The following is a 21,782-nucleotide window of genomic DNA, read 5'->3' as shown; positions in this document are numbered from 1 at the left end:
GTCACAAATCCATCATCCGAACGTCACAACCACGACATGGCCTCAGCCGACACTGAGGTCATGACGACAGCTCTACATATCACCCTCATCAGCGAAACCTTCCCACCGGAAATCAACGGCGTGGCCAATACCCTTGGCCGCTTGTGCGACGGCTTGCGCGCACGCGGGCACCGGGTGGAACTGGTGCGACCGCGTCAGGCTGACGATCCTCAGCGCAGTGAAGATGACTCGCTGCTGCTGTGCCGGGGCTGGCCGTTGCCGGGTTATCCGGGGTTGCAATGGGGCCAGTCGTCGATGCACAAGTTGCTGCGGCGCTGGACGCGCCAGCGCCCGGACGTGCTCTACATCGCCACCGAAGGTCCGCTCGGGCTGTCGGCCTTGCGCGCGGCGCGCCGTCTGGGGATTGCCGTGGTCAGCGGCTTTCATACCAATTTTCAGCAATACACCCACCAATACGGGCTGGGATTGCTGACGCGCTTGCTCACCCACTACCTGCGCTGGTTTCACAATCGTTCGGCCATGACTCTGGTGCCGAGCGTCAGCCAGCGCCTGGAGCTGGAGCGTCGGCACTTCGAACGCCTGGCGCTGCTGTCGCGGGGTGTCGACAGTCAGTTGTTTCACCCGGCCAAACGCCTGAATGCCTTGCGTGAGCAATGGGGTCTTGGCGAGCAGGACATTGCTGTCATTCACGTAGGACGCCTGGCGCCGGAGAAAAACCTCGGCCTGCTCAAGCGCAGTTTCGAAAAGCTCGCCGGTACGTATCCACAACGCAACCTGAAGCTGATCGTGGTCGGCGACGGACCGCAACGAATGGCACTGGAGAAGGAACTGCCCGAGGCGATTTTCTGCGGCTCGCAACGGGGCGAAGCACTGGCAGCGCACTATGCGTCGGGGGATGTGTTTCTGTTTCCGAGCCTGACCGAAACCTTCGGCAACGTCGTGCTGGAAGCGCTGGCCTCAGGCCTTGGGGTGGTGGCTTACGATCAGGCCGCGGCGGCCCAGCATATTCGCCATGGCTACAACGGCGTGCTGGCGATGCCCGGGGATGAGGAGGCGTTCTGCGAGGCAGCGGCGTGGCTGCTGGAAGAAGACGAAAGGTTGCGCTGCGTACGCCTGAACGCACGCCAACACGCCAGCCGCCAGGGTTGGGCGGCTATCGTCGAACAGTTTGAAAACCATTTGCTGGGGGCTTGCCGCGACCTGCGCGACAAGCCGCCCACGGCGATCAAACCAGCGTCATCAACGCCTCACGGCTGAACGGCAGAATGTCCTGCTCGCGGCCTTCGCGCACTTTCTGCGCCCAGTCCGGATCGACCAGCAGCGCACGCCCCACCGCCACCAGATCGAACTCGTCGTTGTTCAGACGCTCCAGCAGTTTTTCCAGACTGGCCGGTTGCGCGACCTTGTCGGTGTTGACCATGAACTGCAGGAACTCGCCATCGAGGCCGACGCTGCCGACGGTGATGGTCGGTTTGCCGGTCAGCTTGCGTGTCCAGCCGGCCAGGTTCAGGTCGGAACCGTCGAATTCCGGCTCCCAGAAACGGCGCGTCGAGCAATGGAAAATGTCCACGCCAGCGTCGGACAACGGCTTGAGGAATTCACCCAGCGCTTCGGCGGTTTGCACCAGACGCGCGGTGTAGTCCTGCTGTTTCCACTGCGAGAAGCGGAAGATGATCGGGAAACCTTCGCCCACCGCCGCACGCACAGCCTGAATCAGCTCGATGGCGAAACGCGAACGGTTGGCCAGGCTGCCACCGTATTCGTCGGTGCGCTGGTTGCTGCCTTCCCAGAAGAACTGGTCGATCAGGTAACCGTGGGCGCCGTGGATTTCCACGCCGTCCATGCCGATGCTTTGGGCATCTTTCGCCGCTTGGGCGAAGGCTGCGATCACGTCCTGGATGTCCTGTTTGGTCATGCCGTGTACGACGACCTGACCGTCCTTGAGTTTTTCCGACGGGCCGTAACCCGGCACGCTTGCGTCCGGCTCGGTGCCCAGACGGCGCACATTGCCGACGTGCCACAGTTGCGGAACGATCTTGCCGCCTTCGGCGTGCACCGCGTCGACGACTTTTTTCCAGCCGGCCAACGCCGCTTCACCGTAGAAGTGCGGCACGTTCGGGTAACCGTTGGAAGCCTGGTGGCCGACGGTGGTGCCTTCGGTGATGATCAGGCCGACACCGGCCGCCGCGCGACGACGGTAGTACTCGATCACTTTGGAATTGGGCACACCGCCTGGAGAAAACGAACGGGTCATCGGCGCCATGACCACGCGGGTCGGCAGTTCGAGGGCACCGAGCTGGAACGGTTTGAACAGGGCTTGCACGGGCATGGGAGGCTCCACGAAAAATTGATCGACGGGCATGCGATTCATATGACGGCGATAATATGCGGAGTTCCAATCAACCGATAGCACTATTGATCTGAATGATTAAGGGTCAAAAGGCAGGCGAAAAAAATCGCAGCGCGAGGGCTGCGATTTTTGTGTTTCAGCTCAGGGCTTTTTCAATCGCCGTAATCACCGAAGGATCATCCGGCGCCGTGCGCGGCGAGAATCGGGCCAGTACCCGACCGTCCTTGCCGAGCAGGAATTTCTCGAAATTCCAGGTGATGTCACCGGGAAACTCCGCGCCCTCGCCCGCCAGCAGGCGGTAGAGCTGATGACGATCGTGACCGTTGACTTCGAGCTTTTTCGACAACGGAAAACTCACGCCATAGTTGAGGCTGCAGAATTCCTGGATCTCCTGCTCACTGCCCGGTTCCTGACCGGCAAACTGGTTGCACGGCAGGCCCAGCACACTGAAGCCTTTGCCTTTGTATTGCTGATAAAGGTTTTCCAGCGCCGCGTACTGTGGGGTCAAGCCGCATTTGGAGGCGACGTTGACCACCAGCACGACTTGGCCCTTGAAGGGTGCCAGCGGTAGCTCCTGACCATCCAGGGCTGTCAACTTAAGGTCGTGAAAAGCACTCATGACGAACTCCAGATTCCCGTTTTCTACTCGAAACAGCCACTTGGCGAGGCCACCAAGGACAGCCGCGGACTAAAAAGGCGCCCTCGGGCGCCTCTCCAGTACTCGAAGCTTAGCGCAGAAAATCAGTGGTGATGGCCACCTTCGCCATGGACGTGACCATGAGCGATTTCTTCCTGGCTGGCGTCACGGATGGCAACGACCTTCACTTTGAAGTTCAGGCGCTGACCGGCCAGCGGATGGTTGCCGTCGACAGTGACATCGTCGCCGTCCAGGTCACGAATGGTGACGATCTGCATCTGGCCGTCCGGCGCCGAAGCGTGGAACTGCATGCCGACTTCCAGCTCGTCAACGCCTTCGAACATGCTGCGGCTCAGGGTGCTGACCAGTTCAGCGGCGTATTCGCCGTAGGCATCTTCCGGCTCGACGGACACTTCCAGATCGTTACCGACTTCTTTACCTTCCAGGGCTTTTTCCAGGCCCGGGATGATGTTGCCTGCGCCATGCAGGTAGACCAGCGGAGCGCCGCCGGCGGAGCTGTCGATGACCTCACCAGCGTCGTTGGTCAGGGTATAGTCGATGGAGACAGCCTTATTGGCGGCGATCAGCATGGGGCGAGACCTTTTGCATAAGAATGAAGAACGGACAAGTCTAAACAAGGATTTGCCCGAAAGCGAACAGAACCCGGACAGACGGGATCGATTGGCGCCCGTGACCGTCACCGGATTCCATCAGGACGAGGACGGCCACTGGGTCGCCGAACTGTCCTGCGGCCACACCCAGCACCTGCGCCACCAGCCGCCGTGGCAGTCGAGAGCATGGGTGCTGGACGCAATGCAACGTATTGAAAAAATAGGCCAACCCTTTGCTTGCGGTTGGTGCGCTCAAGGCTCGGTTAGCGATAACCTTGGCGACTGAAATTCGGCAGATCGGCACACAGAGGCGATCGCCATTGCCATGCACCCTTAGAGAATCCGCATGCAAACTTTTTTTATCGCGCCCACCGATTTTGGTGTGGGTCTGACCTCCATCAGCCTCGGGCTGGTGCGCACGCTGGAGCGGGCCGGGCTGAAAGTCGGCTTCTTCAAACCGATCGCCCAGCCGCATCCAGGCGACACCGGCCCTGAGCGCTCCACCGAACTGGTGGCCCGCACCCACGGCCTGAAACCGCCGCAGCCACTGGGCCTGGCCCACGTCGAGCGGATGCTCGGCGACGGCCAGCTCGACGAGTTGCTCGAAGAAATCATCACCCTCTACCAGCAGGCCGCCATCGGCAAAGACGTGCTGGTCGTCGAAGGCATGGTGCCGACCCGCAGCGCCAGCTACGCCGCGCGGGTCAACCTGCACCTGGCCAAGAGCCTGGATGCCGAGGTGATTCTGGTCTCGGCCCCGGAAAACGAAGTGCTGACCGAACTGTCCGGCCGCGTCGAGTTGCAGGCGCAACTGTTCGGTGGGCCGAAAGACCCGAAAGTCCTCGGCGTGATCCTCAACAAGGTCAAGACCGACGAAAGCATGGACGCCTTCGCCGCGCGTCTGAAAGAGCATTCTCCGTTGCTGCGCACCGGTGATTTCCGTCTGCTCGGCTGCATTCCGTTCCAGCCCGAACTCAACGCCCCGCGCACCCGCGACGTCGCCGACCTGATGGGCGCCCAGGTGCTCAACGCCGGCGACTACGAAACCCGGCGCATGACCAAGACCATCATTTGCGCACGCACGATGCGCAACACCGTGGACCTGCTCAAGCCCGGCGTGCTGGTGGTGACCCCCGGCGATCGCGACGACATCATCCTCGCCGTCAGTCTCGCCGCTATCAACGGCGTGCCGCTGGCCGGCCTGCTGCTGACCAGCGACACCCTGCCGGATCCGCGCATCATGGACCTGTGCCGTGGCGCGTTGCAGGCCGGTCTGCCGGTGCTGTCGGTGAGCACCGGCTCCTACGACACCGCCAACCTGCTCAACGGCCTGAACAAGGAAATCCCCGTCGATGACCGCGAACGCGCGGAGATCATCACCGACTTCGTCGCCAGCCATCTGGACGCCAACTGGTTGCACCAGCGCTGCGGCACGCCACGGGAAATGCGCCTGTCGCCGGCGGTGTTCCGCTATCAATTGATTCAACGCGCCCAGGCCGCCAACAAACGCATCGTTCTGCCCGAGGGCAGCGAGCCGTTCACCGTGCAAGCGGCGGCGATCTGTCAGGAACGCGGGATTGCCCGTTGCGTGCTGCTAGCCAAACCGGCAGACGTTGAAGCCGTGGCCAGAGCCCAGGGCATCACGCTGCCGCCGGGGCTGGAAATCCTCGACCCGGACCTGATCCGCGAACGCTACGTCGAACCGATGGTCGCCCTGCGCAAGAGCAAAAGCCTCAACGCGCCGATGGCCGAGCAGCAACTGGAAGACACTGTGGTGATCGGCACCATGATGCTGGCGCTGGATGAAGTCGACGGCCTGGTCTCCGGCATCATCAACACCACCGCCAACACCATCCGCCCTGCGCTTCAGCTGATCAAGACGGCGCCGGGCTTTACGCTGGTGTCGTCGGTGTTCTTCATGCTGTTCCCCGAGGAGGTGCTGGTCTACGGCGACTGCGTGATGAACCCGCACCCGAGCGCCAGCGAACTGGCCGAAATCGCCCTGCAAAGCGCCGACTCGGCCGCCGCCTTTGGCATCACCCCGCGCGTGGCGATGATCAGCTACTCCAGCGGCGAATCCGCCACTGGCGAGGAAGTCGAGAAGGTCCGTGAAGCCACCCTGCTCGCCCACGAACAACAGCACTCGCTGCTGATTGACGGGCCGTTGCAGTACGACGCCGCCGCCAACGAAACCGTGGCCCGGCAACTGGCGCCGAACAGCCAGGTGGCCGGTCGCGCCACGGTGTTCGTGTTCCCCGACCTCAACACCGGCAACACCACCCACAAAGCCGTGCAGCGCAGTGCCGATTGCGTCAGCCTCGGCCCGATGCTGCAAGGCCTGCGCAAACCGGTGAACGATCTGCCGCGCGGCGCGCAGGTCGACGACATCGTCTACACCATCGCCCTGACCGCGATTCAGGCTGCCAACCGACCTCTGGATATCTGACCCGATGCTGGCTTTCCTCCCTGCCACCCTGCGCGGCGTGATCGCCGCGCTGCTGCTGGCGCTGAACACGATCCTGCTGTGCTCGTTCCTGTTTCTCGTGGCGCTGATCAAAGTGCTGCCGTTCGACCTCGCACGCCGCGCCTCGCGCTGGCTGATGAGCCACACCCACGAAGCCTGGATCAGCAACAACAAAGGCTGGATGAACCTGGTGCGCCGCACCCGCTGGCACCTCAGCGGCCTGCAAGGCCTGGACTACCAGCACTCGTACCTGATCACCAGCAACCACCAGAGCTGGGTCGACATCCTGGTGCTGCAATACGTGCTCAACCGACGCATCCAGCCGCTGAAGTTCTTCCTCAAACAGGAACTGATCTGGGTCCCGGTCATCGGCCTGGCGTGGTGGACACTGGGCTTCCCGTTCATGAAGCGCTATTCGAAGGCGTACCTGGAAAAACACCCGGAAAAGAAAGGCAAAGACCTGGAAACCACTCGCAAGACCTGCGCGAAATTCCGCGACAACCCGGTAGGCATCTTCAACTTCGTTGAAGGCACACGCTTCACCGAGGGCAAACACGCGCAGCAGCAATCACCGTTCAAACACCTGCTCAAACCCAAGGCCGGCGGCATTGCGTTCGTACTGGATGCAATGGGCGAACAGCTGGAATCGATCGTCAACGTCACCATCCACTACCCCGGCGGACGCCCTGGCTTCTGGGACCTGCTGTGCGGCAACGTCCGAGACGTAGTGGTGCACTTCGAAGAACTGAAAATCCCACCGCAGTTCATCGGCAAAAACTACGACCAGGACGGCGAATACCGCCTGCAATTCCAGGGTTGGATCAACCAGCTGTGGCAAGACAAGGATGCGCTGCTGGAACAGATGCACCGCGAATATCCCAACCGACGCTGATCCCCCTGTGGGAACACCTGAAAGAAATTGATCGCCTGTCAGGCCGCCATCGCCAGCAAGCTGGCTCCCACAGGAAAGCAGTTCGCTTTTAGCTTTTGGCTTTTCGCTTCCCACCACTCAACACAATGAGCGTTAGCTCGAGTACCGCTCTTGACGTGCCGGCCCCATCGGAAGGCTGAGTGGAGGGATTCATCCGGGGGTGGGAGCGCAGCGACCGTGCGGCGCAGCCGCATGCATCGAGAGGAGGTGCAGCGAAGCAAACCGTAGGCGATGCCCCCGGATGAATCCCGGAACGAAGGAACACCGAGCCACAGCGAGGTGCCGAACGCCGGGGCCCAGCCTTTTGGTTACTTTTTGGCGTTTGAAAAAGTGACCCGCTGTAAGAGCGGAACCGCCAGCCGCAGCACCAGAAAAAACGGATATTCACCCCAAACAACCCAAAAAAAAGCCCGCCAATGATCACTCATCGGCGGGCTTTTTCATTCGCAGCTAACGCTTAAATCGCACCACGCTTACGCAACAGATCCAACACCTGCTTCACGCTTTCATCCAGCGACAACGACTGGGTATCAATCACCAGATCAGCATCCAGCGGCACATCATACGGGAACGACTCACCCGGAATGTTATCGCCACCCGCAGCATACAACCCTTGCGGATCACGCTCGGCGCACACAGTCGGCGAAGCCTGAACATAAACCGTCAGCAAACGCTCCTTGCCAATCAGATCCTTCGCCTGCTCACGACCTTCAGCACTCGGCGCCACAAACGCCGCAAGCGTCAGCAGACCCGCCTCGTTGAACTGACGCGCCACATGCGCGGCACGACGCCAGTTCTCGGTGCGACCCGCGCGATCCTGCGGCAGCCCCTTATTGAGGTCATGACGCAGATTCTGACCATCCAGCACAAACACCGCACGACCGAGGTCGAACAGCTTGCGCTCGACCGCATACGCCAAGGTGCTCTTGCCCGCACCGGACAGGCCGCTGAACAGCACGGTGGCCGGTTGCTGACCGAAACGCTGAGCGCGCTCTTCGGTCGCTACATGGGCCAGTTTGCCGTGGTGCGTAGCCGTGCCATGGGTCACCGGCTGAGCGACGATCATGCCGGCGCCGACGGTGCCGTTGGTCAAACGGTCGATCACGATGAACGCGCCGGTGGTGCGGTTGCTGTCGTAACCGTCGAGGGCGATCGGCGCGTCGAGCGCGATCTTCACCTTGCCGATTTCGTTGAGCTGCAACGCGCTCGCCGGGCCTTCTTCGAGGGTGTTGACGTCGACCTTGTTGACGATGCTGGCGATGGAGCCCGGCACGTAACTGGTAGCACGCTTGATGTCGTATTTCTTGCCCGGCAGCATCGGCTCTTCAGCCATCCACACCAGCATCGCTTCAAAGCTGTCGGTCACTGGCGGAACATTGTCGGCGTGGACCAGCAGGTCGCCACGGGAGATGTCGATCTCATCTTCCATGGTCAGCGTTACCGCCTGGCCAGGACCTGCGTGTTCCAGTTCACCCTCGAAGGTGACGATGGATTTCACGCGGCTGCTCTTGCCCGACGGCAGGACCACGACTTCGTCGCCCTTCTTGACGATGCCGCTGGCCAGGGTGCCGGCGAAACCGCGGAAGTTCAGGTTCGGACGGTTGACGTACTGCACCGGGAAACGCAGATCGGTGAAGTTGCGGTCGCCCGCCACTTCTACGGTCTCGAGGATTTCCATCAGCGACTGGCCGGTGTACCACGGCGAACGCTCGGACTTGTTCACCACGTTGTCGCCCTTGAGAGCGGACATCGGCACGAAGTGCATGCTCGTCGGCTTCATCTTCAAGCCTTCGGCGAACTTCAGGTAGTCGGCCTTGATCGACTCGAACACGCCCTGATCGAAGCCCTTGAGGTCCATCTTGTTGATGGCGACGACGATGTGCTTGATGCCCAGCAACGAGGCAATGAAGCTGTGGCGACGGGTCTGGGTCTGCACGCCGTAACGGGCGTCGACCAGGATGATCGCCAGGTCACAGGTGGACGCACCGGTGGCCATGTTGCGGGTGTACTGCTCATGGCCGGGGGTGTCGGCGATGATGAATTTGCGCTTGGCGGTGGAGAAATAGCGGTAGGCGACATCGATGGTGATGCCCTGCTCACGCTCGGCCTGCAGGCCGTCGACCAGCAATGCCAGGTCGATGTCGTCACCGGTGGTGCCGACTTTCTTCGAATCGCGGGTGATGGCTTCGAGGTGATCTTCGTAGATCATCTTCGAGTCGTGCAGCAGGCGCCCGATCAGGGTGCTCTTGCCGTCATCGACGTTACCGCAGGTCAAAAAGCGCAGCAGCTCTTTACGTTCGTGCTGGCCCAGGTAGGCGAGGATGTCCTCGCTGATCAAATCAGATGCGTGGCTCATTGCATTCAAGCTCCGAGCTGTAAGCTTCAAGCGGCAAGCTTGTCGGCGTACAGCTAGTCAGAAATTTTGTTAATCAACCCGCCCAGCATTCGAGAAAGCTCGCGAGTTTCCATAATCCAGTTTTCAGCCAGCGGATCTGCGATGTATGCAATGTCTCGAGCAATAAGGACCTGGGTTCGCAACTCCCCACAAGAGCCTTTCGCAACCCAAAGAAAATGAATTTTTTCTCTGGTACTACGACGCTCCATGCCTTCGGCGATATTGGAAGGCACTGAAAGTGCTGAGCGGGTGATTTGGTCCTTGAATCCAAAATCCCCACATCGTGCGAACTCTCTGTAGATCCCCACTGCCAGACACTTGCTTCGCTGCCAAACAACCAGCTTCTCGAAATCCATTACGAGCCATCCGATTCCGGCTCACAGCAACCGTCTGCAAGCACCAAACTGCAAAGTTACGCATACCGCCTTTAACTTGCAGCTTGCGGCTTGTAACTCGAAGCTTAAAAGTACCCCTGACGTTTCTTGTCTTCCATCGAGCCTGCGCCATCGTGGTCGATGACCCGGCCCTGGCGCTCGGAAGTTCGCGTCAGGAGCATTTCCTGAATGATGTCCGTCAGGCTTTCGGCCTCGGACTCCACCGCGCCCGTCAACGGGTAGCAGCCAAGGGTACGGAAACGCACTTTCTTTTTGACGATGCGCGCCTTGTCCTCGTCGGACAGGTGCTCGAGGATGCGCTCGTCGTCGATCATGATCAGCGTGCCGTTCTTCTCGATCACTTCGCGTTCGGCCGCAAAGTACAGCGGTACGATCGGGATGCCTTCGAGGTAGATGTACTGCCAGATGTCCAGTTCGGTCCAGTTCGACAGCGGGAACACACGAATGGATTCGCCCTTGTTGACCTTGCCGTTGTAGACGTTCCACAGCTCGGGACGCTGGTTCTTCGGGTCCCAGCGGTGTTTGCTGTCACGGAACGAGTAGACGCGCTCCTTGGCGCGGGACTTCTCTTCATCGCGACGGGCACCGCCGAAAGCGGCGTCGAAACCATGCTTGTCGAGTGCCTGCTTCAGGCCCTCGGTTTTCATGATGTCGGTGTGCTTGGCGCTGCCGTGGGTGAACGGGTTGATGTTCTGCGCCACGCCATCGGGGTTGATGTGAGTGATGAGGTCCAGGCCAAGCTCTTCGACCATCTTGTCGCGGAACTTGTACATTTCCTGGAATTTCCAGCGGGTGTCGACGTGCATCACCGGAAACGGCAGTTTGCCCGGGAAGAACGCCTTGCGTGCCAGATGCAGCATCACGGCGGAGTCTTTACCGATGGAGTACAGCATCACCGGGTTGTCGAACTCGGCGGCCACCTCGCGGATGATGTGGATGCTTTCCGCCTCCAGCTGTTTCAGATGCGTCAGTTTGTCGACCATGGCTACTCACGAAAGCTTTCTTATGAACGGCCAGCGGGCCGTGTTCGAGCGAGGAATCCTAGCACAGCGACCTCTTCTAATCAGGACGCCAACTAGATCGAAAGGGTATATGAATATGCCCGCCCGTTCGGGTGCTTTCAGGCAAAAGTCAGATCGGATTCGGGCAGTCGATGAAGATGTGCTCGAGGGCGAAACGCTTCGCCAGATAGTCGCCCAGCGCCTGCACGCCGTAGCGTTCGGTGGCGTGGTGGCCGGCGGCGATGAAGCTGATGTCGTTTTCCCGGGCGCTGTGGAATGTCTGCTCGGAGGCTTCACCGCTGATGAACAGATCGACGCCGGCGGCGATGGCGTTGTCGATGTAACCCTGGCCGCCGCCAGTGCACCAGCCGACCCGACGGATCATCGCGCTGCCTTCGACCAGCAGCGGCTCGCGGCCCATGACTTCCTGCACTTTGCGGGCGAAGTCACGCGGGGTCATCGGCTCGCTCAGCGAACCGACCAGACCGACGATCTTCAGGTTGTCCGGATCCAGTGGCCCCTCGACGGTGATGTCCAGCTGACGGGCCAATTGCACGTTGTTGCCGACGTCCGGGTGCAGATCCAGCGGCAGGTGATAACCGAGCAGACTGATGTCGTGCTTGAGCAGCGTCTTCAGTCGGCGCTGCTTCATGCCGGTGATGCACGGGTTCTCGCCCTTCCAGAAATAACCGTGATGCACCAGCACCAGATCGGCTTCGGCCTCGACGGCGGCATCGAGCAGCGCCTGACTGGCAGTGACGCCGCTGACGATGCGCATCACCTGCGGACGGCCCTCGACCTGCAGGCCGTTGGGGCAATAATCGGCAATTTTCGCACTGCCGAGGTAACGGTCGGCTTCTTCGACCAGGGTGCTCAGGGCGACGGCCATGAAAGACTCCTAAATATCCCGTTCAGAGGCACGCGCGGCCTCGTATAATGCGCGACATTATGGGCGGTCTGCCCCCGCCTGCAACTTTTCCAGGACGTGCTTAATGCTCAAGGCGCTGCGTTTTTTCGGCTGGCCGCTGTTGGCCGGTGTGCTTATCGCTCTGTTGATTATTCAGCGTTACCCGCAGTGGGTCGGGCTTCCGAGCCTCGACGTCAACCTGCAACAGGCCCCGCAGACCACCAGCGTGCAGCAGGGGCCAGTGTCCTATGCGGACGCGGTGACCATCGCTGCGCCGTCGGTGGTCAACCTCTACACCACCAAAGTCATCAACAAGCCGAGCCATCCGCTGTTCGAGGATCCGCAGTTCCGCCGCTTCTTCGGTGACAATTCGCCGAAGCAGAAGCGCATGGAATCGAGCCTCGGCTCCGGCGTGATCATGAGCCCGGAAGGCTACATCCTGACCAACAACCACGTCACCAGCGGCGCCGACCAGATCGTCGTGGCGCTCAAGGACGGTCGCGAAACCCTGGCCCGAGTGATCGGCAGCGACCCGGAAACCGACCTCGCGGTCCTGAAGATCGACCTGAAAACCCTGCCATCGATCACCGTCGGCCGTTCCGACAACATCCGCATCGGCGACGTCGCACTGGCCATCGGTAACCCGTTCGGCGTCGGCCAGACCGTGACCATGGGCATCATCAGCGCCACCGGCCGCAACCAGTTGGGCCTGAACAACTACGAAGACTTCATCCAGACCGACGCGGCGATCAACCCGGGCAACTCCGGCGGTGCGCTGGTCGACGCCAACGGCAACCTCACCGGCATCAACACCGCGATCTTCTCCAAGTCCGGCGGCTCGCAAGGCATCGGCTTCGCGATCCCGGTGAAACTGGCGATGGAAGTGATGAAGTCGATCATCGAGCACGGTCAGGTCATTCGCGGCTGGCTGGGCATTGAAGTGCAACCGCTGACTCAGGAACTGGCCGAATCGTTTGGCCTGTCCGGACGTCCGGGAATCGTGGTGGCGGGGATTTTCCGCGACGGCCCGGCCCAGAAGGCCGGTCTGCAACTGGGTGACGTGATCCTGAGCATTGACGGCGAACCGGCCGGTGATGGCCGCAAATCGATGAACCAGGTGGCGCGGATCAAGCCGACCGACAAGGTCACGATTCAGGTGATGCGCAACGGCAAGGAGATCAAGCTCACGGCTGAAATCGGTCTGCGTCCGCCGCCGGCGCCGGTGAAGGAAAAAGAAGAGTAAGACTTTGTTCGCGTCACTGACGCGAATAACAGACATTCTCAACAGGCATGTTATATTGTTTCAATTAGCACATTGGAACAACATAACATGTCGTCTCGAAAAAAGGCCTCCCTCCTCGGCCTTACCCTTGGCCTGCTGGGCGATCCTGCGTTTGCCGATGAACCGCAAACGCTTGAACTCGACGCCATCAGCGTCATCTCCGATTACGAATCCCCTGCCGGCCCGGTCAAAGGCTATCGCGCTACCCGCTCGTCCAGCGCCACCAAAACCGACACCGCGATCCGCGATATTCCGCAGGCCATCAGCGTGGTGCCCGCCAGCGTGCTCAAGGATCTGGGCAGCACCAGCGTAGAACGCGCGCTGGATTTCGCCGGTGGCGTGTCGAAGCAAAACAACTTCGGTGGCCTGACGCTTTACGAATACAGCGTGCGCGGCTTCACCACCTCTGAGTTTTACCAGGACGGCTTCAGCGCCAACCGTGGTTATCCGAGCACACCGGACGCCGCCAACATCGAGCGCATCGAAGTGCTAAAAGGGCCGGCCGCCAGCCTGTATGGCCGAGGTGATCCGGGTGGCACGGTAAACATCGTCACCAAAAAACCGCAGCCCGAGCCCTTCACCACCCTGCAAACCAGCGCTGGCAGTTGGGATCGCTATCGCACCGCGCTGGACGTCAACACGCCGCTGGATGATCAGGGTGATGTGCTGTCGCGGATCAACCTCGCAGTCGAGGACAACAACAGTTTTCGCGACCACGTCGACAGTAAACGTGTATTCGTTGCCCCCTCTTTCAGTTGGCAGTTGAACCCGAACACCAGCCTGCTGGTGGAGAGCGAATTCGTGCGTCATAGCTCGACCTTCGACCGCGGCATCGTTGCGCCAAACAATAAATGGAGCGGCGTCTCGCGCTCGACATTCCTGGGTGAGCCGAACGACGGCAACATCGACAACCACAACAACAGACTGCAAGCCACACTTAAGCACCACCTCAACGATGCCTGGAAACTGCGCCTGGCCAGCCATTACAAGGAAGGCAAACTCTGGGGTTTCGCCTCCGAAAACCGTCCCTTGAATGCCGATGGCCACACCGTCAACCGCCGCTATCGCGAACGCGATACCAACTGGCACGACAGCATCACCCAACTGGAACTGCGCGGTCTGTTCGACCTCGGCACCTGGCAGCACGAACTGCTGATCGGCAGCGAGTACGAGAACTTCCGCAAGAACGAGCGCGTCACCACCATCGCCGGCGGGCCTTACGCCATCGATATCTATAACCCGGTGTACGGCCAGCCCAAACCCAACGGCGCACGCTCTGGTACAGACTTCTTCGAACACGTCGAAAGCCATGCGCTGAACCTGCAGGATCAAATCGTCTTCAGCGAAAAACTGCGCGGGATGATCGGGGCGCGATTCGAGCACTTCGAGCAAACCATCGATGACCACAGCCGCAACACCACCAGCCGCCAGACCCACGACGCGCTCACCCAACGTGCCGGCCTGCTCTATCAACTGACACCGGACACCGGCCTGTTCGCCAACGCCTCGACCTCATTCAAACCGAACAACGGCCTCGATGCGGCTGGCAAATCCTTCGATCCGGAAGAAGGCGTGGGTTACGAAATCGGGATCAAGAACGAGCTGTTCGACGAACGTTTAAGCAGCACCCTCGCCTTCTTCCATATCGACAAGGAAAACGTCCTCGCCCTCGACCCGGGCACCGATACCAGCCGCGCCATGGGCAAGGCCCGCAGCCGGGGTTTCGATCTGCAGGTCACCGGGCAAGTCACCGACGCCGTCAGGGTGATCGGCGCCTTCGCCTGGATCGACGCCGAAGTGACCAAGGGGGATGCCGCGATCCCCGCCGGTAGCCGCATCCTCGGGGTCGCCAAACGCAGCGGCAGCGTGCTGGGTGTCTACGAGTTTCAGGACGGTCGCTTGCGCGGCTCGGATATCGGCGCGGCGTTCACTTACGTCGGTGACCGCTCAGGTGAGTCCGGCAGCGATTTCGAGCTGCCGGCCTATCACACCGTCGACCTGCTGGCCCATTACAAGGCCAGCGACACCGTCACTCTCGGCCTGAACCTGAACAACCTGTTCGACGAAAAGTACTACGAGCGCTCGTACAGCAACTATTGGGTCAACCCCGGCGAGCCGCGCAATTTCACGGTCAGCCTGACATTCAACCTGTAAAAGGACGTCACCATGCATTACGGCAAACTCTTATTGATCATCGCTGCGCTGTTCGCTGGCCAAGCATCAGCGCATGGTCTGTGGACCGAACAACGACGCGGCAATATCGAAGTGATCTACGGCCACGGCGCAGAAGACAACGCTTTCAAAGCGCAGAAAATCAGCGGTGCATGGGCATATGACGTCAGCGGCAAGATGATCCCGGTCAACGTGCAACGCCTGACCGATCATGCGCGACTGCAACCGCTGAAACCGCCGGCGGTAATGGCCGTGGCCCTGAACAACGGCATGTGGTCGCAAACCGCCGACAAGAAATGGATCAATGAGGGACGCAGCAAGGTACCGGGCGCCATCGAGTCGACCGAGACCCTCAAGTACAGCCTGGCGATTTATCAGCCGGGAGCGAAGCTGCCCAAACTCAATCAGATCAAATTGCTGATTTTGCCGGAGGTCGATCCTCTGACCGTCGGCCCAGGGAAATCATTGCCGGTGCGGGTGTTGCTGGATGGCAAACCGGCAGCGGGCGTGAAGTTGATCGGTGACTACCGCAGCGCGCCGAATACCTTGAGCACTGAAACCGACAAGGACGGCCGCGCTCAGGTGCTGGTGCGTAACGAGGGATTGAATGTGATTGCGGCGCAGGTGGAGGTGCCGGTGAAGGACAATGCAGAGGTGAGCAGTCGGGGGTTATTCAGTTCGTTGACGTTCCTGGGCGAACCGCATCACGAATGAACCAACGCTGATCCCTGTGGGACGAAACCCACAGGGACCAGCGTCGTTTCAGAGTTCGCCCAGACCGTCGATCAACGCCTGATTCTGCTCCGGCGTGCCGATCGAGATCCGCAGGAACTGGGCAATCCGCTCCTGCTTGAAGTGGCGCACGATCACGCCCTGCTCACGCAGTTTGGCCGCCAGCCCCGCCGCATCGTGTTGCGGATGCCGGGCGAAGATGAAGTTCGCCGCTGACGGCAGCACTTCAAAGCCCTTGGCCTGCAACTGCGCAACCACCCACTCGCGACTCTCGATGACCAATGCGCAGGTCTTGTCGAAGTACTCGCGATCTTCGAACGCCGCCGCCGCGCCGACATTCGCCATGCGATCGATCGGGTAGGAGTTGAAGCTGTTCTTGATCCGCTCCAGCGCCTCGATCAGGTCCGGATGGCCGACCGCCAGACCGACCCGCAGGCCCGCGAGCGAACGGGACTTGGACAGGGTCTGGGTCACCAGCAGGTTCGGATAGCGATCGACCAGGCTGATCGCGGTTTCGCCGCCGAAGTCGATGTAGGCCTCGTCGACCACCACCACCGAATCCGGGCTGGCCTTGAGGATCTGCTCGACCGCTTCCAGCGCCAGCAGGCAACCGGTAGGCGCGTTCGGGTTGGGGAAGATGATCCCGCCGTTCGGCTTGGCGTAGTTCGCCGGGTTGATCTGGAACTGCGCATCCAGCGGCACCGCGTCGAACTTGACGCCGTAAAGGCCGCAATAGACCGGATAGAAGCTGTAGCTGATGTCCGGGAACAGGATCGGCTGATCGTGTTGCAGCAGACCGTGGAAGATGTGCGCCAGCACTTCGTCCGAACCGTTGCCGAGGAACACTTGATTGCTTTGTACGCCGTAGTACTTGGCGACGGCGTTTTTCAGCAGATCGCTGTTCGGGTCCGGGTACAGACGCAGGTTGTCGTTGAGTTCGGTCTGCATCGCCGCCAGGGCTTTTGGCGACGGGCCGTACGGGTTTTCGTTGGTATTGAGTTTGACCAGACGGGTCAGCTTCGGCTGCTCGCCCGGCACGTAAGGCACCAGATCCTTGACGAACGGGCTCCAGAATTTGCTCATGTTCAGTTCCCCTTCACTTCGTCTTTGATGCGGTATTCGGCGCTGCGCGCGTGGGCGCTCAGCGATTCGCCACGGGCCAGGATCGATGCGGTCTTGCCGAGTTCCGAAGCACCGTCCTCGGAGCAGAAGATGATCGAAGAACGCTTCTGGAAGTCATACACGCCCAGCGGCGAGGAGAAACGCGCGGTGCCGGAGGTCGGCAACACATGGTTCGGACCTGCGCAGTAGTCGCCCAGCGCTTCGGAGGTGTGGCGGCCCATGAAGATCGCGCCGGCGTGGCGGATCTGCGGCAGCCAGGCCTGCGGGTCTGCGACCGACAGTTCAAGGTGTTCCGGCGCGATGCGGTTGGCGACTTCGATGGCCTGGGCCATGTCGCGCACGTGAATCAGGGCACCACGGCCGTTGATCGAGGTTTCGATGATGGTCGCGCGATCCATGGTCGGCAGCAGTTTGTCGATGCTGGCGGCGACCTTGTCGAGGAATTCGGCGTCCGGGCTGACCAGAATCGCCTGGGCGTCTTCGTCGTGCTCGGCCTGGGAGAACAGGTCCATGGCGATCCAGTCCGGATCTGTCTGGCCGTCGCACACCACGAGGATTTCCGACGGGCCGGCGATCATGTCGATGCCGACCTGACCGAATACGTGACGCTTGGCCGTGGCGACGTAGATATTGCCCGGGCCGACGACCTTGTCCACCTGCGGCACGCTTTCGGTGCCATAGGCCAATGCGGCAACGGCTTGCGCGCCACCGATGGTGAACACCCGGTCGACGCCGGCGATGCACGCCGCCGCCAGCACCAGCTCGTTGACCTCACCGCGCGGGGTCGGCACCACCATGACCACTTCGGTCACGCCGGCGACCTTGGCCGGAATCGCGTTCATCAACACCGACGACGGGTACGACGCCTTGCCGCCCGGCACGTACAGACCGGCGCGATCCAGTGGCGTGACTTTCTGGCCCAGCACCGTGCCGTCGGCTTCGGTGTAGCTCCAGGAGTCCTGCTTCTGTTTTTCGTGATAGCTGCGCACGCGGGCGGCGGCTTTTTCCAGCGCTTCGCGTTGCGGGACAGTGATGCGGGTCAGGGCCAGTTCCAGACGCTCGCGCGGCAGGATCAGGTCCGCCATCGAAGCGACTTCGAGGCCATCGAATTTCTGGGTGAACTCGACCAGCGCCGCGTCACCGCGCTCGCGCACAGCCTTGATGATGTCCAGCACCCGCTGATTGACCGAGTCGTCAGACACACTTTCCCAGCTCAGCAGATGATCCAGATGATGCGCGAAATCCGGGTCAGCAGCGTTGAGTCGGCGAATTGCAGTCGGTGCGGTCATAGCGAGAGCCTCATAGGAATGGCAAAAACTCAGGCGCCCTAACTTAGCAGTCGTTTCCGCTTGGGCACCTGAGATTCTGGCTATGAGGCGGATAGACGGGCGCGACTTAACGTCGCGCAGGTACATCAGCCGCGGTGTCGAGACTCCACTGCCTTGCGCAGGGTGTCGATCAACGCCTGGATTCGGGCGTGTTGCATTTTCATCGAAGCTTTATTGACCACCAGACGCGAGCTGATCGTGGCGATCAGTTCCTGGGGTTCCAGGCCGTTGGCACGCAGAGTGTTGCCGGTGTCGACCACGTCGATGATCTTGTCGGCCAGACCGATCAGCGGTGCAAGTTCCATCGAGCCGTACAGCTTGATGATGTCGACCTGACGGCCCTGCTCGGCGTAGTAACGCTTGGCGACGTTGACGAATTTGGTGGCGACGCGCAGGCGGCCCTTGGGCTCGACCGCGCCGACCTTGCCGGCGGTCATCAGCTTGCACTGGGCAATCTGCAGATCCAGCGGCTCGTACAGGCCTTGGCCGCTGTATTCCATCAGCACGTCTTTACCGGCAACGCCGAGGTCGGCCGCGCCATGCTCGACATAGGTCGGCACGTCGGTGGCACGCACGATCAACAGGCGAACGTCTTCCTGGGTCGTGGGGATGATCAGCTTGCGGCTCTTGTCCGGATTCTCGGTCGGCACGATGCCCGCTTCGGCGAGAAGCGGCAGGGTGTCGTCAAGGATGCGGCCCTTGGACAGTGCGATGGTCAACATGGGAAACGTCAGTCCTTATCAAGGTACTCATGTCCGGTCGCAATCGGCGCCGGACATACATCGAGGGCGTTACCACCCCCGATCAAAACGAATTCAACGGACACTTCCCTGTGTCCAGATGCAGCGACTAGCCCGGAACGCGACGGATCTTGGCGCCCAGCATCTGCAGTTTTTCCTCGATGCACTCGTAACCACGGTCGATGTGGTAGATGCGGTCGATCAGGGTATCGCCTTCAGCCATCAGGGCCGAAATCACGAGGCTTGCCGAAGCCCGCAGGTCGGTAGCCATCACCGGCGCGCCCTTGAGGATTTCAGTACCGGTAACGATGGCCGTGTTGCCTTCGACCTGGATCTTGGCGCCCATGCGGTGCAGTTCGTACACGTGCATGAAACGGTTTTCGAAGATCGTCTCGATGACCGCACCAGTGCCTTCGGCAATCGCGTTGAGCGAGATGAACTGCGCCTGCATGTCGGTCGGGAACGCCGGGTACGGCGCGGTGCGCACGTTGACCGCTTTAGGGCGCTTGCCGTGCATGTTCAGCTCGATCCAGTCTTCGCCGCTGGTGATTTCGGCGCCGGCTTCACGCAGCTTTTCCAGAACGGCTTCGAGAATGGTCGGATCGGTGTCCTTGACCTTCACACGGCCACCGGTAACCGCAGCGGCCACCAGGTAGGTACCGGTTTCGATACGGTCAGGCATGACTTTGTAGAAGGTCGAACCCAGACGCTCGACGCCGTCGATGGTGATGGTGTCGGTGCCGGCACCGGATACCTTGGCGCCCATGGCGTTCAGGAAGTTCGCCAGGTCGACCACTTCAGGTTCGCGAGCGGCGTTCTGCAGTACGCTGCGGCCCTTGGCCAGAGCAGCAGCCATCATGATGTTTTCGGTACCGGTCACGCTGACGGTATCGAAGAAGAAGTGCGCGCCGCGCAGGCCGCCTTCAGGGGCCTTGGCCTTGATGTAGCCGCCTTCGACGTCGATGACCGCGCCCATGGCTTCCAGACCTCGGATGTGCAGGTCGACCGGACGCGAGCCGATGGCGCAGCCACCAGGCAGTGCGACTTCGGCTTCACCGAAACGTGCGACCATCGGGCCCAGCACCAGGATCGAGGCACGCATGGTTTTCACCAGTTCGTACGGAGCGATCAGGGTCTTGATGGTGCGCGGGTCGATTTCGACGCTGAGCTTTTCGTCGATCACAGGCTCGATGCCCATGCGACCGAACAGCTCGATCATGGTGGTGATGTCGTGCAGGTGCGGCAGGTTGCCAACGGTAACCGGGCCATCGCACAGCAGGGTGGCGGCCAGGATTGGCAGGGCGGAGTTCTTCGCCCCGGAGATGCGGATCTCGCCATCAAGACGAGCGCCACCGGTAATAATCAATTTATCCATAAGAATCTCGACGCCCTAGGGCTCAGGTGCGCTCGGCCCAGGCCGCGCTGCTGAAAAATTTCATAGTGACCGCGTGGATGCTGCCATCGGCGATCCAAGGGTTCAAATGGGCATAGATGCTTTGCTGACGCTTGACCGGGCTCAACGCCGCCAGTTCATCACTAATCACGTTCAGCTGGAAGTTGCAGCCTTCGCCTTCAACTTCCACCAGCGTTCCTGGCAGCTTTCCTTCAAGGAAGCTCTTCACTTCTACGGCCTGCATGCTCAACCTCAATCGGCGCCCTGTGCGCACGGGTCGGACATCATACAAAAAAGCCCCGCGCCTGCGAACCCCGCTGCGCAGGACTCTGACGGGGGGCTTCTCTATAGATGCGGGTTCAGGGTTGCGCCAACAGCTCGGTCAGTTCGCTGACCTGAGCAATTTCACGCATGTCTTCGGGCATCCCGCGGATGCTGACCGCCTTGCCGGCGGCCTTGGCATCGCGAATGAAGCACAGCAGCAGCGACAGACCGACGCTGCTGGACTTCTCCACCGCCGAGCAATCGATCACCAATGCCGGGGCATTGCACGACTTGATCAGCGCCCTGCCCTGCTCGCGCAGGTCAGGGGCGGTGCGATAATCCAGCACGCCGCTGAGCTGCAGCTCACTGGCTTCGTCCAGACGAATGGCCGACTCGGTCATTGGGCTGGCTTCTCGTTCTGCTCGGCCGACTGCTTGGCTTTGGCGACTTCACCGGCCCAGCCGTTGATGGTCTTGTCCAGGTCGTTGCCATTGCGCTGCATCGCGTCGGCGAACTGGTCACGGAACAGTTTGCCGATGTTGATGCCGTTGATGATCACGTTACGCAGTTTCCACTCGCCGTTGATCTTCTCGAGGGTGTACGACACCGGATAAATCGCGCCGTTGTTGCCCTTGACGGTCATGCCGACGCTGGTGCGGTCGCCCGATTCATCCTTGGGCGCATCGACGGTGATGCCCTGGTTGTTGTACTCGAGCAAGGCGTTGCCGTAGAACTGGAACAGGCCGCGCTTGAAGTTTTCCTCGAAGGTCTTCATCTGCGCCGGGGTTGCCTTGCGCGAATACTTGACCGTCATGATGCTCTTGGAAATGCCCTCGGCATCCACGACCGGCCCGACGATGGTGTTCAACGCGGTGTAGAAGTCCTGCGGATCCCGCTTGTACTTCTCTTTATTGGCCGACAGATCGGCGAGCATCCGGTTCGTGGTGTCCTGAACCAGATCGTGCGCCGATTGTGCCGCCACGGCGTTAGCCACCAGCGGCAGTGCCGCAAGCAACACCAACAGGCCACGTCGCAAGGTAGAGATCATTCAAATGCTC

The 21,782-nt window shown here is 60.8% G+C and carries 21 protein-coding genes; 7 read left to right on the top strand and 14 right to left on the bottom strand.

Annotated features, from left to right (window positions below; translation table 11 throughout):
• Window positions 1-36: 36 nt before the first annotated feature.
• Window positions 37-1,257, top strand: a complete 1,221-nt coding sequence (locus tag CAF74_RS15900) for a glycosyltransferase family 1 protein (RefSeq protein WP_085746942.1) — start codon at window positions 37-39, stop codon at window positions 1,255-1,257.
• Here CAF74_RS15900 and CAF74_RS15895 read toward each other — a convergent pair.
• From CAF74_RS15895 to CAF74_RS15885, 3 genes are all read right to left on the bottom strand, one after another.
• Window positions 1,226-2,329 carry an NADH:flavin oxidoreductase gene (locus tag CAF74_RS15895; RefSeq protein ID WP_064600676.1) on the bottom strand — a complete coding sequence of 368 codons (1,104 nt, stop codon included), beginning with the start codon at window positions 2,327-2,329 and terminating at the stop codon, window positions 1,226-1,228. The genes CAF74_RS15900 and CAF74_RS15895 overlap by 32 nt on opposite strands.
• Window positions 2,330-2,486: 157 nt before the next feature.
• Complete coding sequence (locus tag CAF74_RS15890; RefSeq protein ID WP_007959082.1) at window positions 2,487-2,969, bottom strand: glutathione peroxidase; 483 nt, start codon at window positions 2,967-2,969, stop codon at window positions 2,487-2,489.
• Between the two features lie 122 nt (window positions 2,970-3,091).
• The gene (locus tag CAF74_RS15885) at window positions 3,092-3,577 is read right to left on the bottom strand and encodes a peptidylprolyl isomerase (protein ID WP_011332490.1); all 486 of its coding nucleotides are present in this window, start codon (window positions 3,575-3,577) and stop codon (window positions 3,092-3,094) included.
• On the opposite strand from CAF74_RS15885, the gene CAF74_RS15880 reads away from it, so the two are divergent.
• Genes CAF74_RS15880 through CAF74_RS15870 form a run of 3 tightly spaced genes read left to right on the top strand, consistent with a single transcriptional unit; the run spans window position 3,546 to window position 6,954 of the window.
• The gene (locus CAF74_RS15880; RefSeq protein ID WP_085746941.1) at window positions 3,546-3,884 is read left to right on the top strand and encodes a DUF3565 domain-containing protein; all 339 of its coding nucleotides are present in this window, start codon (window positions 3,546-3,548) and stop codon (window positions 3,882-3,884) included. The genes CAF74_RS15885 and CAF74_RS15880 overlap by 32 nt on opposite strands.
• Window positions 3,885-3,944: 60 nt before the next feature.
• Entirely contained in the window at window positions 3,945-6,044 is a 2,100-nt protein-coding gene (pta, locus tag CAF74_RS15875; RefSeq protein WP_085746940.1) for a phosphate acetyltransferase, read from the top strand.
• Between the two features lie 4 nt (window positions 6,045-6,048).
• Window positions 6,049-6,954, top strand: coding sequence for an acyltransferase (locus CAF74_RS15870; RefSeq protein ID WP_085608087.1), 906 nt, complete (start codon window positions 6,049-6,051; stop codon window positions 6,952-6,954).
• Between the two features lie 496 nt (window positions 6,955-7,450).
• Here CAF74_RS15870 and cysN read toward each other — a convergent pair whose 3' ends face one another.
• The 4 genes from cysN to CAF74_RS15850 all read right to left on the bottom strand — a co-directional run bounded on the left by cysN (window position 7,451) and on the right by CAF74_RS15850 (window position 11,673).
• The gene (cysN, locus tag CAF74_RS15865; RefSeq protein ID WP_085666894.1) at window positions 7,451-9,349 is read right to left on the bottom strand and encodes a sulfate adenylyltransferase subunit CysN; all 1,899 of its coding nucleotides are present in this window, start codon (window positions 9,347-9,349) and stop codon (window positions 7,451-7,453) included.
• Window positions 9,350-9,402: 53 nt separating this feature from the next.
• Window positions 9,403-9,744 carry a four helix bundle protein gene (locus CAF74_RS15860; RefSeq protein ID WP_039769318.1) on the bottom strand — a complete coding sequence of 114 codons (342 nt, stop codon included), beginning with the start codon at window positions 9,742-9,744 and terminating at the stop codon, window positions 9,403-9,405.
• 104 nt (window positions 9,745-9,848) lie between these two features.
• Window positions 9,849-10,766, bottom strand: a complete 918-nt coding sequence (cysD, locus tag CAF74_RS15855; protein WP_007912374.1) for a sulfate adenylyltransferase subunit CysD — start codon at window positions 10,764-10,766, stop codon at window positions 9,849-9,851.
• Window positions 10,767-10,914: 148 nt separating this feature from the next.
• A complete protein-coding gene (locus CAF74_RS15850; protein ID WP_085746939.1) occupies window positions 10,915-11,673 on the bottom strand; it encodes a Nif3-like dinuclear metal center hexameric protein in 759 nt (252 codons plus the stop codon).
• 103 nt (window positions 11,674-11,776) lie between these two features.
• Here CAF74_RS15850 and algW point away from each other — a divergent pair, with 103 nt between their 5' ends.
• The 3 genes from algW (at window position 11,777) to CAF74_RS15835 (ending at window position 15,859) form a co-directional block, all read left to right on the top strand.
• Window positions 11,777-12,934: a Do family serine endopeptidase AlgW gene (algW, locus tag CAF74_RS15845; RefSeq protein ID WP_085746938.1), complete on the top strand. Its 1,158-nt coding sequence runs from the start codon at window positions 11,777-11,779 to the stop codon at window positions 12,932-12,934.
• An 87-nt stretch (window positions 12,935-13,021) separates the two neighbouring features.
• Window positions 13,022-15,127 carry a TonB-dependent siderophore receptor gene (locus CAF74_RS15840; RefSeq protein WP_085746937.1) on the top strand — a complete coding sequence of 702 codons (2,106 nt, stop codon included), beginning with the start codon at window positions 13,022-13,024 and terminating at the stop codon, window positions 15,125-15,127.
• Between the two features lie 12 nt (window positions 15,128-15,139).
• The gene (locus tag CAF74_RS15835; RefSeq protein ID WP_085654632.1) at window positions 15,140-15,859 is read left to right on the top strand and encodes a DUF4198 domain-containing protein; all 720 of its coding nucleotides are present in this window, start codon (window positions 15,140-15,142) and stop codon (window positions 15,857-15,859) included.
• Between the two features lie 48 nt (window positions 15,860-15,907).
• Here the strand turns inward: CAF74_RS15835 and hisC are convergent, their stop codons facing one another.
• From hisC to CAF74_RS15800, 7 genes are all read right to left on the bottom strand, one after another.
• Window positions 15,908-16,960: a histidinol-phosphate transaminase gene (hisC, locus tag CAF74_RS15830; protein ID WP_085746936.1), complete on the bottom strand. Its 1,053-nt coding sequence runs from the start codon at window positions 16,958-16,960 to the stop codon at window positions 15,908-15,910.
• A gap of 2 nt (window positions 16,961-16,962) precedes the next feature.
• Complete coding sequence (gene hisD, locus CAF74_RS15825; RefSeq protein ID WP_085746935.1) at window positions 16,963-18,288, bottom strand: histidinol dehydrogenase; 1,326 nt, start codon at window positions 18,286-18,288, stop codon at window positions 16,963-16,965.
• A 125-nt stretch (window positions 18,289-18,413) separates the two neighbouring features.
• Window positions 18,414-19,049, bottom strand: a complete 636-nt coding sequence (gene hisG / locus CAF74_RS15820) for an ATP phosphoribosyltransferase (RefSeq protein ID WP_085746934.1) — start codon at window positions 19,047-19,049, stop codon at window positions 18,414-18,416.
• A 127-nt stretch (window positions 19,050-19,176) separates the two neighbouring features.
• Window positions 19,177-20,442 carry a UDP-N-acetylglucosamine 1-carboxyvinyltransferase gene (gene murA / locus CAF74_RS15815; protein WP_085746933.1) on the bottom strand — a complete coding sequence of 422 codons (1,266 nt, stop codon included), beginning with the start codon at window positions 20,440-20,442 and terminating at the stop codon, window positions 19,177-19,179.
• A gap of 22 nt (window positions 20,443-20,464) precedes the next feature.
• Window positions 20,465-20,704 carry a BolA family protein gene (locus CAF74_RS15810; RefSeq protein WP_039769303.1) on the bottom strand — a complete coding sequence of 80 codons (240 nt, stop codon included), beginning with the start codon at window positions 20,702-20,704 and terminating at the stop codon, window positions 20,465-20,467.
• A gap of 115 nt (window positions 20,705-20,819) precedes the next feature.
• A complete protein-coding gene (locus tag CAF74_RS15805) occupies window positions 20,820-21,125 on the bottom strand; it encodes a lipid asymmetry maintenance protein MlaB (RefSeq protein ID WP_085698468.1) in 306 nt (101 codons plus the stop codon).
• The gene (locus CAF74_RS15800; RefSeq protein ID WP_085746932.1) at window positions 21,122-21,772 is read right to left on the bottom strand and encodes an ABC transporter substrate-binding protein; all 651 of its coding nucleotides are present in this window, start codon (window positions 21,770-21,772) and stop codon (window positions 21,122-21,124) included. The genes CAF74_RS15805 and CAF74_RS15800 overlap by 4 nt, the downstream gene beginning before the upstream one ends.
• Between the last annotated feature and the right edge of the window lie 10 nt (window positions 21,773-21,782).

This window comes from Pseudomonas sp. R45(2017) (assembly GCF_002112305.1).
GTDB classification, from domain to species: Bacteria; Pseudomonadota; Gammaproteobacteria; order Pseudomonadales; family Pseudomonadaceae; genus Aquipseudomonas; species Aquipseudomonas paraglycinae.
The sequence above is the reverse complement of the archived record's forward strand: the minus strand, read 5'-3'. Positions and strand labels throughout refer to the sequence as shown.

Excerpts from the sequence above, each read along its gene's own strand:
- CAF74_RS15900 (WP_085746942.1), top strand. The coding sequence starts at position 37 with ATGGCCTCAGCCGACACTGAGGTCATGACGACAGCTCTACATATCACC.
- CAF74_RS15895 (WP_064600676.1), bottom strand. The coding sequence starts at position 2,329 with ATGCCCGTGCAAGCCCTGTTCAAACCGTTCCAGCTCGGTGCCCTCGAA.
- CAF74_RS15890 (WP_007959082.1), bottom strand. The coding sequence starts at position 2,969 with ATGAGTGCTTTTCACGACCTTAAGTTGACAGCCCTGGATGGTCAGGAG.
- CAF74_RS15880 (WP_085746941.1), top strand. The coding sequence starts at position 3,546 with ATGGAGACAGCCTTATTGGCGGCGATCAGCATGGGGCGAGACCTTTTG.
- CAF74_RS15885 (WP_011332490.1), bottom strand. The coding sequence starts at position 3,577 with ATGCTGATCGCCGCCAATAAGGCTGTCTCCATCGACTATACCCTGACC.
- pta (WP_085746940.1), top strand. The coding sequence starts at position 3,945 with ATGCAAACTTTTTTTATCGCGCCCACCGATTTTGGTGTGGGTCTGACC.
- CAF74_RS15870 (WP_085608087.1), top strand. The coding sequence starts at position 6,049 with ATGCTGGCTTTCCTCCCTGCCACCCTGCGCGGCGTGATCGCCGCGCTG.
- cysN (WP_085666894.1), bottom strand. The coding sequence starts at position 9,349 with ATGAGCCACGCATCTGATTTGATCAGCGAGGACATCCTCGCCTACCTG.
- CAF74_RS15860 (WP_039769318.1), bottom strand. The coding sequence starts at position 9,744 with ATGGATTTCGAGAAGCTGGTTGTTTGGCAGCGAAGCAAGTGTCTGGCA.
- cysD (WP_007912374.1), bottom strand. The coding sequence starts at position 10,766 with ATGGTCGACAAACTGACGCATCTGAAACAGCTGGAGGCGGAAAGCATC.
- CAF74_RS15850 (WP_085746939.1), bottom strand. The coding sequence starts at position 11,673 with ATGGCCGTCGCCCTGAGCACCCTGGTCGAAGAAGCCGACCGTTACCTC.
- algW (WP_085746938.1), top strand. The coding sequence starts at position 11,777 with ATGCTCAAGGCGCTGCGTTTTTTCGGCTGGCCGCTGTTGGCCGGTGTG.
- CAF74_RS15840 (WP_085746937.1), top strand. The coding sequence starts at position 13,022 with ATGTCGTCTCGAAAAAAGGCCTCCCTCCTCGGCCTTACCCTTGGCCTG.
- CAF74_RS15835 (WP_085654632.1), top strand. The coding sequence starts at position 15,140 with ATGCATTACGGCAAACTCTTATTGATCATCGCTGCGCTGTTCGCTGGC.
- hisC (WP_085746936.1), bottom strand. The coding sequence starts at position 16,960 with ATGAGCAAATTCTGGAGCCCGTTCGTCAAGGATCTGGTGCCTTACGTG.
- hisD (WP_085746935.1), bottom strand. The coding sequence starts at position 18,288 with ATGACCGCACCGACTGCAATTCGCCGACTCAACGCTGCTGACCCGGAT.
- hisG (WP_085746934.1), bottom strand. The coding sequence starts at position 19,049 with ATGTTGACCATCGCACTGTCCAAGGGCCGCATCCTTGACGACACCCTG.
- murA (WP_085746933.1), bottom strand. The coding sequence starts at position 20,442 with ATGGATAAATTGATTATTACCGGTGGCGCTCGTCTTGATGGCGAGATC.
- CAF74_RS15810 (WP_039769303.1), bottom strand. The coding sequence starts at position 20,704 with ATGCAGGCCGTAGAAGTGAAGAGCTTCCTTGAAGGAAAGCTGCCAGGA.
- CAF74_RS15805 (WP_085698468.1), bottom strand. The coding sequence starts at position 21,125 with ATGACCGAGTCGGCCATTCGTCTGGACGAAGCCAGTGAGCTGCAGCTC.
- CAF74_RS15800 (WP_085746932.1), bottom strand. The coding sequence starts at position 21,772 with ATGATCTCTACCTTGCGACGTGGCCTGTTGGTGTTGCTTGCGGCACTG.